Genomic DNA, 14,046 nt, shown 5'->3' on the forward strand with positions numbered 1-14,046 from the left:
AAAGCGGAAGGCAAAAAGCCCCGCATCGCGTTCCGTCCCAACAGACATCATCCGGAACTGCCGCCAAGGCTCAAACGCTACAACCGCCTCATCGCACGCCGGCGAGCCCAGGTCGAGACCACCTTCGCCACTCTCAAACGCCGCATGCGACTGACTTGCATCCGCTACGTCGGTCTGATGAAGGCAAGCGGGCAGGTCCTGCTCGCCTCGATCGCCTTCAACATGAGGCGGTGGGCCACGATCGCGGCCTGAACCGCCCGCCGAGGGCGAACACTAGAGACCTCGCTGGCAATTGCCGTGACCGCGCCCCTCTCTCCTCATGTCCTCAGCCTCCAAGACCGATAACGCAACAGGCCCACAAGGGGAGAAGGGAGAAAGCAATCACACCGTCGCGCCTTGCGCCTTCGGCCTTCGCAGATGCTCGTCCAGCCGCGGCATGATCTCGACAAAATTGCAGGGCCGCGTGCGGTAGTCGAGCTGAGCGGCAAGGATGCCGTCCCAGCCGTCGCGGCAGGCGCCGGGGGAGCCTGGCAGGCAGAAGATGTAGGTCGCACCCGCGACGCCGGCGGTGGCGCGGCTCTGGATCGTCGACGTCCCGATCTTGGCGTGGCTCAGCAGGTGGAACGCGATCGAGAAACCGTCCATGCGCTTTTCGAACAGCGGCTCGATCGCCTCCGGCGTGACGTCGCGCCCGGTGAAGCCCGTGCCGCCGGTGGTGATGACGACGTCGATGCCCGCATCCGCGATCCAGCGGCGAACGACGGCGCGGATCGCCTCGACATCGTCGGTGACGATCTCGCGGGCGGCGAGGCGATGGCCCGCTGCGGCAAGGCGGTCGGCGAGCGTCTGGCCGGACTTGTCATCCGCGAGCGCACGGGTGTCGGACACGGTGAGCACCGCGATGTCGAGCGGGATGAATTGTTTTGCTTCGTCGATGGAGGCCACGACTTCACTCCTGTTTCCTGCCCACCGCCGTCATCCTGAGGTGCGCGCCGTGCGGTGCAAGGGCACCGCAGGGCGAGCCTCGAAGGATGGGCCGCAGGCTCCGCCATCCTTCGGGGCTCGCCAAGTGGCGAGCACCTCAGGATGACGCCACTAATAGCTTACTACTGCCCGCCGCCGAACGTGTTGCAGGCCTGGACCGTGCCCTGCTGATAGCCGGTCATGAACCACTGCTTGCGCTGCGCGGCCGAGCCGTGGGTGAAGGAATCGGGCACGACGCGTCCCGTGGCCTGGCGCTGCAGCGTGTCGTCACCGATCGCGCTCGCCGTGGTCAGCGCGGCGTCGATGTCGCCGGGCTCGAGGAAGTTCGGACGCTTCTTCGACTCGCGATTGACCCAGACGCCGGACAGGCAATCGGCCTGCAATTCGACCTTCACCTGGAGCGCGTTGGCCTCCGCCTTCGAGCCCGCCTGCTGCTGCAGCCGCGTCACGCGCGGAATGATGCCGAGCAGGTTCTGGATGTGATGGCCGGCTTCGTGCGCGATGATGTAGGCGGTGGTGAAATTGCAGGCGGACTTGCCGGAGCAGCCGCGGAAGCGCGTCTCGACCTCGCGGAAGAACGAGGTGTCGAGGAAGATGGTGCGATCCGGCGGACAATAGAACGGCCCCATCGCCGACTCTGCCCGGCCGCAGCGGCCGCCATTGGTGACGTTGCGGAACAGCACGACCTTCGGACCGGTGTAGGACTGGCCGGAGGCCTGGAAGATTTCGCTCCAGCGATCGTCGATCTCGCCGAGAATGCCGGAGATCATGCTCCCCATCTCGTCCGTCGGCGCCCCGCGCTTGCCTGACGAGGCCTGGCGATCGGTCTGATAGCTCGGCGCCTGGCCGCCGCCGGTGAGAATCTCGGCACCGCCGATCAGGATGCGCGGATCGATGCCGAAGGCATAGCCGACGAGGCCGAGCACGATGATGGTGCCGATGCCGAGCCCGCCGCCGCCCATCGGCAGGCCGAACCCACCGCCTCCACCGCCGCCACCCTCGTCGCGACGATCCTCGATGTCGTCGCTGCGGCGGAAGTCATCGTAACGCATGGCGGCCTTCCCTTTGGAGCCCCCGATTCCCGGGACCCCTGATTCAGTTTCGTCGGCGCGCAGGAGTGCGAAAGCTCAACGCGCCACACACGTAAAATTTCCCTTGCCTTTATCAATATCGTGGCCGGCAAAAATTGCCTAGTGCGGCAACATGGCGATGCCAGCAATTTTTTCCGAGGGTCGAGCAATTTTTTCCGAGAGAAATTTGGGGCTTTTTTGGCGCCGGGGCTGCTCCCGCAACGCGAAGAATTGCGAAATACACTGTAAAACACGACGAATGCGCACGACGACCAGCGCGCCGGACGCGGTGCGGGGACTGCTCACGAAAGCGGCGGGTTAAGTCGATTTTTACTTTGCCGCTTCAATGTAACGGTCAGTCGGTTGTTTGGTCCCGCGTCGCCGACAGCGTCGCCTGAGTCAGAGTTCTTGAGTCATGGTAGAGTCGCGTCGCGGGGCGTCTGCAAGGGCGCCCCGCACAAACTTTGAGTCCGCCTCGCATCGCATCATTCTCGGTGATTGCGTCGCCGAGATGTCGAAGCTTGAGGCTGGTTCGGTCGATCTCGTGTTCGCCGATCCGCCCTACAATCTCCAGCTCAAGGGCGATCTCAAGCGCCCCGACGAATCCCATGTCGACGCCGTCGACGACGACTGGGACAAGTTCGATTCGTTCTCCGCCTATGACGATTTCACCCGCGCCTGGCTGCTTGCCGCGCGCCGCGCGATGAAGCCGTCGGCGACGATCTGGGTGATCGGCTCCTATCACAACATCTTCCGCGTCGGCGCGATCATGCAGGACCTCGGCTTCTGGCTCCTGAACGACATCGTCTGGCGCAAGTCGAACCCGATGCCGAATTTCCGCGGCCGCCGCTTCACCAACGCGCACGAGACCATGATCTGGGCCGCGCGCGACGAAAAGGCCAAGGGCTACACGTTCAACTACGAGGTGCTGAAGGCCGCGAACGAGGACGTGCAGGCACGTTCCGACTGGCTGATCCCGCTCTGCACCGGCGAGGAGCGCCTCAAGGGCGCCGACGGCAAGAAAGTGCATCCGACGCAGAAGCCGGAAGGCCTGCTCGCACGCGTGCTGCTGTCCTCATCCAAGCCCGGCGATCTCGTGATCGATCCCTTCAACGGCACCGGCACCACCGGCGCGGTCGCAAAACGCCTCGGCCGCTCCTATATCGGCTTCGAGCGCGACAAGACCTATGCGAAGGCCGCGGAAGCCCGCATCGCCAAAGTCGAGCCGCTGCCGGAGGAGAGCCTCGCCCCGTTCATGACTGCGCGCGAAGCACCGCGGGTCGCATTCTCCGAGCTGATCGAGCGCGGCATGATCATGCCCGGCACGAAGCTGTTCGACGCCAAGAAGAAGCTCGGCGCATTGGTGCGTGCCGACGGCGCCATCATGTTCGGCGACAAGGTCGGCTCGATCCACCGCATCGGCGCGGTGGCGCAGGGCGCGCAAGCCTGCAACGGCTGGACCTTCTGGCACGTCGAGACCAAGAAGGGTCTCAAGCTGATCGACGAGCTCCGCGCCGAAATCCGCGCCGGCATGGCGGCGGAGTAGCCGCTTCCCACGATCTTGTAGGGTGGGCAAAGCGAAGCGTGCCCACGTCCTGCCCAATTGACGCGAAGACGTGGGCACGGCGCAAACGCGCCTTTGCCCACCCTGCGGCGCCTTGAATGGGGCGGCAGTCGGGACTAGATTTGCCCGGTCAGCTCCCGTCCTGACCGGTGGGCCCCATGCGACGACAGTCCGAGACATTGCTGTTGGTGCCGCTGCTGCCGATCTTCCTGCTCGGCATGTTTCCGATGTTCCTGATCGCCCTGCTGGGATTCTTCGGCCTCGCGCTGTTCGGCGTGCTCGTGATCTGCGTCGGGCTCGCCAGCAGCAACGAGGCTCACGACAATTTCAATCACGACGTCATCGTTCACGGCTATGCGCGCGGATCGGAGCGCGCGGCGCGGGCCTCCGACATGCATCTGGCCACGCGGCTCGGGCTGCGGCTGGAAGCGGTCGGCGCCGCGATGGTCATTACGGCGGCAATCGGCCTTTGTTACGCCGGCTGATCTGCGTGGCGCGCAGATACCGCCCGGCAAACTCGCCGGTTGCCCTCCCGCAACGGGTTCAGGCAAGACAGGCGGCGCGGCCATGACGCTGCGTTCGCGCCTTGCAACAACCATTGGGGAGATCGATGCTCAAATTCTATTTCAACGGATCGCCGAACCCGACCAAGGTTGCGCTCTATCTCGAAGAGTCCGGCCTGCCCTTCGAGCCGGTGAAGGTCGACACCCGCAAGGGCGAGCAGTTCACGCCGGAATTCCTCAAGATCAATCCGAATGCCAAGGTCCCGGCGATCGATGATGGCGGCACCATCGTGTTCGACAGCAACGCCATCCTGCTTTATCTCGCCGAGAAGACCGGCAAGTTCCTGCCCGCCGCGAGCGTGCGCGGCGAGACGCTGTCATGGCTGATGTTCATCGCCACCGGCGTCGGGCCGTATTCGGGGCAGGCCGTGCACTTCAAGCATTTTGCGCCGAAGGACCAGAACCACGACTACGCCCATAACCGCTACCAGTACGAGACCGACCGCCACTACAAGATTCTCGACGCTCACCTCAAAGGGCGCAGCTACATGGTCGGCGACAGCTATTCGATCGTCGACATGGCGCTGTGGGGCTGGGCGCGGATGCTGCCGTTCAAGCTCGGCGACGACGCCTTTGCGCGCTACCCGAACGTGAAGCGGCTGGTCGACGAGATCTCGGCGCGCCCGGCGGCTGCGCGTGCGATCGCTCTGAAGGACAAGTTCACCTTCAAGGCCGAGATGGACGACGAGGCGCGCGCCAACATGTTCAAGCACATGGCGACCAAGGTCGCCTGAGCGCACCGCGCCGCTCTTCGAGGCCACGCGCATGCGCGTGGCCTTTTGTGTTTGGGATTCAGGCGGCGTGGACCGAGTTCAGGAACTTGGCCACTTCGAGCTTGAGGCGGTTGCTGTCGGCCGACAGCGAGCGCGCTGCCGACAGCACCTGCGATGAGGCCGACCCGGTTTCGGAGGCGCCGCGAGGCGCTGGCGACCTCCGTCGACAAATCCTGGGCCCGCGAGGCGGTCGTGGTCAAGGTGCCGGCGGAGGCTTCGAGCTCGTTCGATGCCGACGACACGGTGTTCACGATCTCGCCGACCGCCTGCTCGAACTGATCAGCGAGCCTGACCATGTCTTTCTTGCGGCTTTCGGCCTGCCGCGCCTCGACCTCGGTCTGCTCGGCGCGCAGGCGCTCGGTCTCGACCATGTTGTCCTTGAACACCTGGATCGCCTTGGCCATGTCGCCGATCTCGTCGGCCTTGCCGCGCCCGGGAATCTCGACCTCGAGATTGCCGCCGGCAAGCCGCCCCATTGCGCTCGTCATCGAGGCCAGCGGACCGACGATGCTGCGGGCGATCAGGAAGGCGACGATGCCGCCGAACAGGATGGCGAGGCCGCCGGCGATCTCCTGAACGGTCGTCGTGCCGGCGATCACGGCTTCGGCGGTCGCACGCGAGTCCTGATAGTCCTTCTTCAGGGTCGTTTCCGCGGCCTTGAGCCTGCCGACGCTATCGACGATGAGAGGCGCGAGGTTCTTGTGGTAGATCTCGTCGGCCTGAAGCATCGCGGCGGACGTCGTCTCGAACGCCGATTTGTAGATGCCGAGCGAGGTCTTCACCGGCGCGAGCGTGGATCGCAATTCCACTGCCTGCGGGCTCTTTTCGAGAGCCGCGAGCCGTTGCGCCGCCCGGTCTACGCTCGCCCTGAAATTCGCGGGTCCCTGCGCGTCGCGCAAGGCCAGGAAACGCCAGTTTGCGACCCGAACAAGGAGGATCCTGGATTCGAGGTCGGCGACGAGGGCCGCGGTGTCTTCGTCGACGGCTGCGCGCGCCGCATCGACCAGCTTGCCCATCTTGACGGCCAGCTCTTCGCCGCTCGGCAGCAACGTGGCCTTGCCCGTCCTCGCCTCGTTGACGGCGTCGCCGAGGTTGTCACGCAAGCGTCGCATCTTGGCAATGTCGTCGATGAGGCCGTTGTAGAGCGCTCGCCGATCCTCCGAGAGCGTCCCCTTGGCGCCGACCCGCAACAGCTCGATCGCAGCGGTTTCCCGCTCTTGCGCCTCTTTCATCGCGGGCTCGTTGGCGTCGTAGACGTAACGCAGATTGGCCCGCTGGATCGCCTGAAGATGGGTCGATATTTCCAAAACCCGCGCCGTGCTGTCCGAAAGTGCGGATTGTCTCGCGACCTGATCCTGCACCGCCCGCAAATTCCAGACGGCAACCACCGCCATCGCGAGACCGACCGCCACCAAGGCCATGAAGCCTGCGTACAGGCGTCCCCTGATCCGCAAACGAAACTTCGGCATTCCCACTGTCCACCCAGATGCATTTCACTTCGAGCGGCCGAACAAGTCCGGCAAATCGTCACGACCACCCTGGCAGCCGCGCGTCTTTGCGACCCACGCTGCACCGCGACACAATGGGGGACACTCGTTAATTGAACCTTCCCATTTTTCGCGCGCACCAAAGCGGCGCGCACAATATCTGCTGATTTTATAGTCCAGTTGCGCTACGCCCTTGGCGCAAGGCGTGCGACCCATGCAGATAGATACCTGCATGGGGCGCCCGGATGCATGCCTGCCTACGCGGTGGCCTGCTGCAATTGCCGCCCTGAATCCCTCCGTTCTCTCGATATTTTCAATTCCGCCGGAAGGGCTTCTTCAGCTCGTACTCAATCTCCGAACGAGACATCCCGCAGTCCAGAAGCTCCCGCTCGCTCATCATGACGAGCTGACGGCGCGCCGAAGACCGCTCGCGCCTGATACGGACGATCTCCGCCAGTCTTTGCCAGACCGACGCGACCATCGCCCACGGTGACGGACGTCGCCGGCGGGCGGACCAGATCATGCTCAAGTCGGTCAGCCCGCGGCTCTGACGCCCCCTTGGGGAAAAGAACCGAGCGCCCGCTCGGTCAGGATCGAGTCGCAGTACTCGCGGATCTCCTTGATCTTGCCGTCCTCGAGACGAAACACCAGGCAATAGTCATTGTCGTAGCGCACGCCTTCGGGCGTGACATTGTCGCCCTTGGCCTCCACGACGACCACATCTCCGTCGGCGATGAAGCGGTGGGCGACCGTGCGCGTGCGGTCGCGCAGGCGGGTGCGCACATAGGCGTGCAGATCGTTGAGGATCGACTCCTTGCCCGAGAAGGTGCGCGACCAGGAATACTGGCCGGTCACGACCCATCTGGCATCCTCGGCAAGACTTGCGGCGAACAGGGCGCGATCGCGCGCGGCCGGATCGGGATTGGCGGCGGCGGCGAAAATATCCTGCATCAGTTTCTTGTTGGCGCTCGCGTTCATGGCGGCATCTCCGTTTGGTGGGAACGCGGAGATCATCGCCGCAGCATCAAAATTCCTCAAATCGATAGAGAATATGATATCTATTCGCCTGATGAATTTGAATTCGCTTGACCTCAACCTGCTGACCGCGCTCGACGCCCTGCTGCGCGAGGCCAGCGTCAGCCGCGCCGCGCTCCGGATGGGCCTGTCGCAGCCGGCGGCCAGCCACGCGCTGCAGCGCCTGCGCGACATACTTGGCGATCCGCTGCTGGTGCGCACCGGTGCACGGATGGAGCTGACGCCGCGGGCGCAGGCCCTGCGCGCGCCGCTGGCGCAGGCGCTCGATCAGGTGCGCGGCCTGTTCGTGCCCGATGACTTCGATGCCGCACGCAGCGAACGGCAATTCCGCCTGATGATGCCGGATCTCGCAGTCGAGCTGCTGATGCCGCCGCTGATGGAGAAGGTGACGCGGGCCGCGCCCAACGTCCGCATCGACATCGTGCCATGGCGGGGATCGGCGATCTTCCATGCCGAATTCGCCCGCACCATCGACCTCGTGATCTCGATCGGCAACGCCTTCAAGGGTTTTCACCGCCAGCTGCTCTACGTCGACAGCGACGCGCTGGCGGTGCGGCGCGGCCACCCCTTGGCCGCGAAGCTGAAGCGTCGCGAGACGTTCCTGGCCGCGCGCCATGTCGGCGTGATCATCCGAGGCAGCAACGAGGATCTGATCGACACCTGGCTCAGGGCCAAGGGCATCGAGCGGCACATCTCGCTGGTCGTGTCAGGCTATCTCGAAGCGCTGCACGTCGCTGCCCGCACCGATCTCGTCGCCTTCGTGCCACGCCGGCTGATCGCGGCACTGTCGAAACAGCTCGGCCTCGTCACAGTGACCCCGCCGCTCGACCCCGGGATCGACGAGCAGTTCATGTTCTACCCGACCCGCGCGCAGATGGACCCCGGCTCGATCTGGCTGCGGCGGCTGATGCTGGAGACGGGGCGGGAATTGGAGAAGCGGAAGGCCGGGTAGCTCCCGTAGGGTGGGCAAAGCGGAGCGTGCGCACCACCTGTCGCCGCCGGAAAATGATCGTGGGCACGGCGCTTTGCGCCTTTGCCCACCCTACAAGAGCCGGGCTCTTACGCCTTCTGCGCGGCCATCACCTTTGCTACGGCGGGGCGGTCAGACATGCGCTTGAAATGATCGGCGATCTTCGGCGTCGCGTTGATGTCGACGCTGTCGCCTTCGAGCCAGGTCGAGAGCGTGTAGAGATAGGGATCGCAGATCGTGAACTGATCGCCCATCACCCAGGGCCCCCGAAACATCTTCTGCTCAATCAGGGCGAAGCAGGCGCCCATGGTCTTCGGGACCATCGCCTTCATGTCGGCGAACGAGCTCTCCTGCGTCGCCCAGCGCGGACCGCGCATCTTGTGGGCATGATTGATGTGCACGGTCGAGCAGAGGTAGGAGTTGAACGACTGCACCTGGGCGAAGTCGAAGGGATCATCGAGCGGCGCGAGCTTCGCCTTCGGGAAGGTCTGCGCGAGATAGGCCAGCATCGCCGGCGTCTCGGTGAGGACGCCGCGATCGGTCACCAGCGCCGGCACGCGGCCCTTCGGGTTGATCTTGAGATAGTCCGGGCTGTTCTGCTGGTTGTCCTTGAAGCTCAGCCGTTCAGCCGCGTAGTCGGCACCCGCCTCCTCCAGGGTGATGTAGGTGGCGAGCGCGCAGGTGCCGGTCGCGTAATAGAGCTTGAGCATGTCGGACCTCATGGGGGAAAACCCGAGGTTAACGGCCCTCCGCGGCCCCGTCCATAGGGACCTCTTCGCAGTTGCCCACGGCCGCCCGGCCGTGCGAAGACGCCGTCAATCGGAGGGGATTTTGTCATGACCGTACTCATCGCCGGTGGCGGCATCGGCGGGCTGACGCTTGCGCTCAGCCTGCACCAGATCGGCGTTCCCGCAAAAGTCTTCGAAAGCGTCGCGGAACTGAAGCCGCTCGGCGTCGGCATCAACGTGCTGCCGCATGCAGTGCGCGAGCTGATCGAGCTCGGGCTGATGGACAGATTGGACGCCAGCGGCGTGCGGACGCGCGAGCTCGCCTATTTCTCCAAGCACGGCAAGCCGATCTGGAGCGAGCCGCGCGGGCTGGAGGCCGGCTACAAATGGCCGCAATTCTCGATCCATCGCGGCACGCTGCAACAGCTCCTGCTCGACACCGCGATCGAGCGGCTCGGCCGTGACAACATCCTCACCAGCCACCATCTGACCGGCTGGGCCGAGACGGCCGACGGCGTGCGCGCCGACTTCATCGATCGGGCGACCGGCAAGGCCGCCGGGAGTTACGACGGCGCGATCCTGATCGCCGCCGACGGCATTCATTCCGCCGCGCGCGAAAAGCTCTATCCCAATGAAGGCCCGCCGATCTGGAACGGCCGCATCCTTTGGCGCGGCGTCACGCCTTCCAAGGCCTTTCTGACCGGCCGCACCATGATCATGGCCGGCCACGAGATCCTGAAATTCGTCTGCTATCCGATCAGCAAGACGCCGGACGCGGCGGGCAACCATCTGATCAACTGGGTCGCCGAGCGCCACATGCCGCCGACCTATCAGTGGCGGCGCGAGGACTATAATCGCGCCGCGCGGCTGGAGGAGTTTCTGCCCTGGTTCGAGAGCTGGCAGTTCGACTGGCTCGACGTGCCCGGCCTGATCAAGAACTGCCCGCACGCCTATGAATATCCGCTGGTGGACCGCGATCCGGTCTCGCAATGGACCTTCGGCAAGGTCACGCTGATGGGCGATGCCGCGCATCCGATGTACCCGATCGGCTCGAACGGCGCCTCGCAGGCCATCCTCGATGCCCGCACCATCACCCGCGAGATTCTCGCGCATGGACCGACGACCGCGGCGCTGCTCGCCTATGAGGCCGAGCGCCGGCCCGCGACCACCGACCTCGTTCTGCTCAACCGCAAGAACGGCCCCGAGCAGGTCATGCAACTGGTCGAGGAGCGCGCGCCCGACGGCTTTGAGGTCGTCACCGACGTGCTGTCGCAGCAGGAACTGGAAGACATCGCCGCCAACTACAAGCGCGTTGCGGGCTTCCAGGTCGAGGCGCTGAACGCGAAGCCGCCGATCGTCAGGGGAGATGCGAAGCGCGAGCGCCTGAAGGCGGGGCGGTAAGAGTTGTCCAACCGCCCCGCGTCCGTCACGGCCCATCAATATCCATACTGTCCGGAACACACCCAATTGCCATAGGCATCGTAGCAACGGTTGTTGTAGTAGCCGTATGCACCTGCCGCCGCCGCTCCGACTCCGACTGCCGCGGCTCCGTATGCGGCTCCCCGGTAGACGCCTCTACGCGCCGCAGTACGTGCTACGGGGTACCCTGCTATCGGCCGGGAGACGTGAGCGCGGCCGTAGCGACCAGCGTGAACGGCACCGCCTCTGTAGTGCGCGCCTCCTCCGTGAAATCCCCCTCCCCGATAGGCGCCACCTCCTCCGCGGCCGCCGCGGGCGAGTGCGTCATCGGGAACAAGGCTTGCGCCGACAAGAGCGGCTGCGGCCAAGCCAACCAGAGCATATCGAAACATGGGCGTCCTCCCGTCATTGGAGTGCCGGTTCTATCCGCAGGGTGATGCCGTCAACGGGACAGGCACTTGCCCCATCATTTGGCGCGCCCTGCATGTCCAATTGACCTAGATCAACGCCCGTCTGTTTCAAAGACCCGAATTGGTCCAGCGCTTTCAGGCCGAGGCTGAAGACATGAGCGGCCGCAACCGCCCGCTGGTGCGCTTCGATCTAAGCCAATCCTTGGATGCGAGAGAAATTTGTCCATTCGATAGACGCGAATAACCGAGGCTGCGATCATGAAGTTCCGGGCGGGGTTGCTTGCGGCGGCTATCTTGCTGACCGAAATGCACGCAAGTCATGCGGCGATACGGATCGCCGGCGATCGTGGCGGGCTAATCGACGCCTATGTTGACAGATATGAGCGCCTGCGCACTTCCGGAGAGACCGTCATCATCGATGGACTCTGTGCCTCATCGTGCACCATCGTTCTCGGTGCAGTTGCCGCTGACAAAATCTGTGTGACCTCGAAGGCCGCTCTCGGCTTCCACGCTGCTTGGGATTTCGGTCGGAAGGGAAGGACGATTACCGACCATGACGCCACCAATTACCTATACTCCATGTATCCCGGGCCGGTGCAGCGTTGGATCGCGGCACGCGGCGGGTTGAGGCCGCAACTCATCTTGCTGCGCGGCAAAGCACTTCAGGCGCTGTATAAGCCTTGCGCGCAGCACTCCGCGACACGGCCCCGACGGTAACGACTACCGCACCACCCTCGCCGCTTCCAGCAACCGCTCGGTCGCGCTTGCCGTTGCCAGCACCGTGCCGTTCTCCGCCATCAGCTTGGCCTCGACAAACGCGATCGTCTTGCCGAGCTGCGTCACCGTCGCCTCCCCGATGATCGGACCGGGCTTGGCGGGGCTGAGGAAATTCACGGTCATGCTGATGGTGGTGGTATAGAGCCGGCCCTCGCTCATCACCAGCACCGCCGGGCCCATGGTGTCGTCGAGCATGGCCGAGAGCATGCCGCCCTGGATGAAGCCTGCCGGATTGCAGAACTCCGGCTTGCCCTCGAAGCCGAGCTTGATCCAGCCCTCCTCGGGACGGGCATCGAACAGGCGCCATCCCAACAGCTCCGCACAGGGTGGCCTTGGAAAATTGTCGAGCGCGGTCTTGACCATTGGCAGCCTCCGTTTCGCACCCGATAGCTTAGCGCTGCTGCCAGCGTGCTGTCAGGAGGACGAGCCCGCTGAAAGGTTGAGCGCGTGCGCGATGACCTTGCGCATGACATTGGGCAGCGCCTCGTCCCTAAGGGTGGCGAGCGGCACCCAGCGCATGCCCTCGGGCGCGCGGGTGCGGGCTGCGGCTTTCGCCGTGTAGACCACCAGTTCGAGCGGAAAATGCGTGAAGACGTGGGTGATGACGCCCATTTTGCGGTGCCAGCGCGACAGCCCCTTCAGCGCCGGCGCCTGCAGCTTCGCCGCCGCGTCGTCCTGGCCGGCGAGCCAGTCCGAGCCGGGCACTTCGGTCATGCCGCCGAGCAGGCCCTTTTCGGGCCGGCTGCGGACCAGCAGCTCCTCGCCGCGTGTGACGACGAAGGCCGCTCCGCGCCTGAGCGTTCCGCTCTTCTTCGGCGCCTTGCGCGGAAAGGTCTCCTGCGTGCCTTGCGCGCGCGCGATGCAATCCTCGTTCAGCGGACACAACGAGCAGGCCGGCTTTTTCGGCGTGCAGATCGAGGCGCCCAAATCCATCAACGCCTGCGCGCTGTCGCCGGCGCGGGAGTTTGCAAGCAGCGTCGCCGCCAATTGCTGGATCAGAGGTTTCGCCTGTGGGAGCTCATCTTCAACTGCAAAGAGCCGCGACACCACCCGCTCGATATTGCCGTCGACCGGCATCGTGTGGCGATCGAAGGCGATCGCCGCGATCGCCGCCGCCGTGTACGGCCCGATGCCCGGTAGCGCACGCAGCCCCTCCTCGGTGTCGGGAAAGATGCCGCCATGCTCGCGTGTCACCGCGACCGCGCAGGCGTACAGGTTGCGCGCGCGCGAGTAATAGCCGAGCCCGGCCCACATCCGCAGCACATCATCCTGCGAGGCCCGTCCGAGCGCAGTGACATCCGGCCAGCGCGCGACGAATTTTTCGAAATAGGGCCCGACCGCCTTCACCGTGGTCTGCTGCAGCATGATCTCCGACAGCCAGACGCGGTATGGATCCGACGTCTCGCCGGGCGCGGCCCGCCACGGCAACCGGCGCCGGTGGCGGTCGTACCACTGGAGCAGGAGCGTCGGACGCGATGAGACTTTCGACTGAACTGGTTCCGGCTTGGCCTTGAGGGCAGATCTAGGGCTCATGCCTTCACTCTAGCTGCAACGCATCAGTCTCTCCACGTCATGCCCGCGCCTGTCGCGGGCATCCACGTCTTTCTTCGTGGCGAGACGTGGATGGCCGGGACAAAGCCCGGCCATGACGGCGTCAGTTCCTGACACGTCGCGCATGGTGCTATAAGGACCCATGTCCAAATTCCCTCCCAAACCCGGTCCCCTCAGCGCCAAGCCGCTGGGCATCCTGCTCAACGACGTCTTTGCCGAGGCCTATGCCAAGCAGGGGTTTGCGGCGCGCGAATTGGTGACGCGGTGGGCGCAGATTGCAGGTCCGGAGATCGCGGCCCATGCCGAGCCGCTGAAGATGCAATGGCCGCGCCCGGTGGAGGGCCAGCCGCAGGAGCCGGCGACCCTGGTGCTGCGGGTGGAGGGGCCGATGGCGCTGGAGACCCAGCATTCCGCCGACGTGATCCTGGAGCGCGTGAACCGCTTCTTCGGCTGGAGCGCGGTCGGCAAGCTCGCCTTCCGCCAGGCTCCGCTGTCGCGCCCCCGGCGGCCGGTGCGGCCCGGCCCGCCCGATCCCAAATCGGTGGCCAAGGTGGCGGAGAGCCTTGGCGACATCGAAGATGAACAACTGAAGACGGCGCTGGCGCGGCTGGGGGCCGCCATCAAGCGAAATTGAGCCTTATTTCGCGGTCAATCTGGACCCGTCTCTACCGCTCGCCATTGCCTCAAGCTACGTTTCAAGCTAGCGACAGGCCGC

The 14,046-nt window shown here is 64.9% G+C and carries 15 protein-coding genes and 1 pseudogene; 8 read left to right on the forward strand and 8 right to left on the reverse strand.

Features of this window, described 5'->3' with window-relative positions; genetic code table 11:
- A partial coding sequence (locus GGD61_RS21205; RefSeq protein WP_183231075.1) for a transposase occupies positions 1 to 252 on the forward strand: 252 nt, incomplete at its 5' end.
- A 129-nt stretch (positions 253 to 381) separates the two neighbouring features.
- Here GGD61_RS21205 and moaB read toward each other — a convergent pair.
- Both moaB and GGD61_RS21215 read right to left on the reverse strand, forming a co-directional pair.
- Entirely contained in the window at positions 382 to 945 is a 564-nt protein-coding gene (gene moaB / locus GGD61_RS21210; protein WP_092261518.1) for a molybdenum cofactor biosynthesis protein B, read from the reverse strand.
- Positions 946 to 1,106: 161 nt separating this feature from the next.
- Entirely contained in the window at positions 1,107 to 2,036 is a 930-nt protein-coding gene (locus GGD61_RS21215) for a neutral zinc metallopeptidase (protein ID WP_092261519.1), read from the reverse strand.
- Positions 2,037 to 2,469: 433 nt separating this feature from the next.
- Here GGD61_RS21215 and GGD61_RS21220 point away from each other — a divergent pair, with 433 nt between their 5' ends.
- The 3 genes from GGD61_RS21220 to GGD61_RS21230 all read left to right on the forward strand — a co-directional run bounded on the left by GGD61_RS21220 (position 2,470) and on the right by GGD61_RS21230 (position 4,915).
- Positions 2,470 to 3,600 carry a site-specific DNA-methyltransferase gene (locus GGD61_RS21220; RefSeq protein ID WP_283814543.1) on the forward strand — a complete coding sequence of 377 codons (1,131 nt, stop codon included), beginning with the start codon at positions 2,470 to 2,472 and terminating at the stop codon, positions 3,598 to 3,600.
- Positions 3,601 to 3,776: 176 nt separating this feature from the next.
- Positions 3,777 to 4,103 carry a hypothetical protein gene (locus tag GGD61_RS21225; RefSeq protein ID WP_018323332.1) on the forward strand — a complete coding sequence of 109 codons (327 nt, stop codon included), beginning with the start codon at positions 3,777 to 3,779 and terminating at the stop codon, positions 4,101 to 4,103.
- A 125-nt stretch (positions 4,104 to 4,228) separates the two neighbouring features.
- Entirely contained in the window at positions 4,229 to 4,915 is a 687-nt protein-coding gene (locus GGD61_RS21230; RefSeq protein WP_183231077.1) for a glutathione S-transferase family protein, read from the forward strand.
- 178 nt (positions 4,916 to 5,093) lie between these two features.
- Here the strand turns inward: GGD61_RS21230 and GGD61_RS21235 are convergent.
- The 3 genes and pseudogenes from GGD61_RS21235 to GGD61_RS21245 form a co-directional block, all read right to left on the reverse strand.
- Positions 5,094 to 6,423, reverse strand: a pseudogene (locus tag GGD61_RS21235) (HAMP domain-containing protein); the annotation flags it as partial.
- Positions 6,424 to 6,754: 331 nt separating this feature from the next.
- Positions 6,755 to 6,964, reverse strand: coding sequence for a DUF1127 domain-containing protein (locus GGD61_RS41260; RefSeq protein ID WP_312012694.1), 210 nt, complete (start codon positions 6,962 to 6,964; stop codon positions 6,755 to 6,757).
- Between the two features lie 11 nt (positions 6,965 to 6,975).
- Positions 6,976 to 7,419 carry a nuclear transport factor 2 family protein gene (locus GGD61_RS21245; protein ID WP_177237405.1) on the reverse strand — a complete coding sequence of 148 codons (444 nt, stop codon included), beginning with the start codon at positions 7,417 to 7,419 and terminating at the stop codon, positions 6,976 to 6,978.
- A 91-nt stretch (positions 7,420 to 7,510) separates the two neighbouring features.
- Here GGD61_RS21245 and GGD61_RS21250 point away from each other — a divergent pair, with 91 nt between their 5' ends.
- Positions 7,511 to 8,428 carry a LysR family transcriptional regulator gene (locus GGD61_RS21250; RefSeq protein WP_092261524.1) on the forward strand — a complete coding sequence of 306 codons (918 nt, stop codon included), beginning with the start codon at positions 7,511 to 7,513 and terminating at the stop codon, positions 8,426 to 8,428.
- Between the two features lie 107 nt (positions 8,429 to 8,535).
- Here GGD61_RS21250 and GGD61_RS21255 read toward each other — a convergent pair whose 3' ends face one another.
- Entirely contained in the window at positions 8,536 to 9,156 is a 621-nt protein-coding gene (locus GGD61_RS21255) for a glutathione S-transferase family protein (RefSeq protein WP_183231166.1), read from the reverse strand.
- Between the two features lie 126 nt (positions 9,157 to 9,282).
- On the opposite strand from GGD61_RS21255, the gene GGD61_RS21260 reads away from it, so the two are divergent.
- Together GGD61_RS21260 and GGD61_RS21265 are read left to right on the forward strand one after the other, a co-directional pair.
- Positions 9,283 to 10,575, forward strand: a complete 1,293-nt coding sequence (locus GGD61_RS21260) for a flavin-dependent oxidoreductase (RefSeq protein ID WP_183231078.1) — start codon at positions 9,283 to 9,285, stop codon at positions 10,573 to 10,575.
- Between the two features lie 686 nt (positions 10,576 to 11,261).
- Complete coding sequence (locus tag GGD61_RS21265) at positions 11,262 to 11,720, forward strand: hypothetical protein (protein WP_018323322.1); 459 nt, start codon at positions 11,262 to 11,264, stop codon at positions 11,718 to 11,720.
- Between the two features lie 3 nt (positions 11,721 to 11,723).
- On the opposite strand, the gene GGD61_RS21270 is transcribed toward GGD61_RS21265, so the two are convergent.
- Positions 11,724 to 12,143, reverse strand: coding sequence for a PaaI family thioesterase (locus GGD61_RS21270; protein WP_092261527.1), 420 nt, complete (start codon positions 12,141 to 12,143; stop codon positions 11,724 to 11,726).
- 51 nt (positions 12,144 to 12,194) lie between these two features.
- Complete coding sequence (gene mutY / locus GGD61_RS21275; RefSeq protein ID WP_092261528.1) at positions 12,195 to 13,313, reverse strand: A/G-specific adenine glycosylase; 1,119 nt, start codon at positions 13,311 to 13,313, stop codon at positions 12,195 to 12,197.
- Positions 13,314 to 13,473: 160 nt separating this feature from the next.
- Between mutY and GGD61_RS21280 the strand changes: the two genes are divergently transcribed.
- Complete coding sequence (locus tag GGD61_RS21280) at positions 13,474 to 13,965, forward strand: DUF721 domain-containing protein (RefSeq protein WP_092261529.1); 492 nt, start codon at positions 13,474 to 13,476, stop codon at positions 13,963 to 13,965.
- The last annotated feature ends 81 nt before the right edge of the window (positions 13,966 to 14,046 follow it).

Origin of the sequence: Bradyrhizobium sp. SBR1B (assembly GCF_014198205.1) — a bacterium.
Classification (GTDB): domain Bacteria; phylum Pseudomonadota; class Alphaproteobacteria; order Rhizobiales; family Xanthobacteraceae; genus Bradyrhizobium.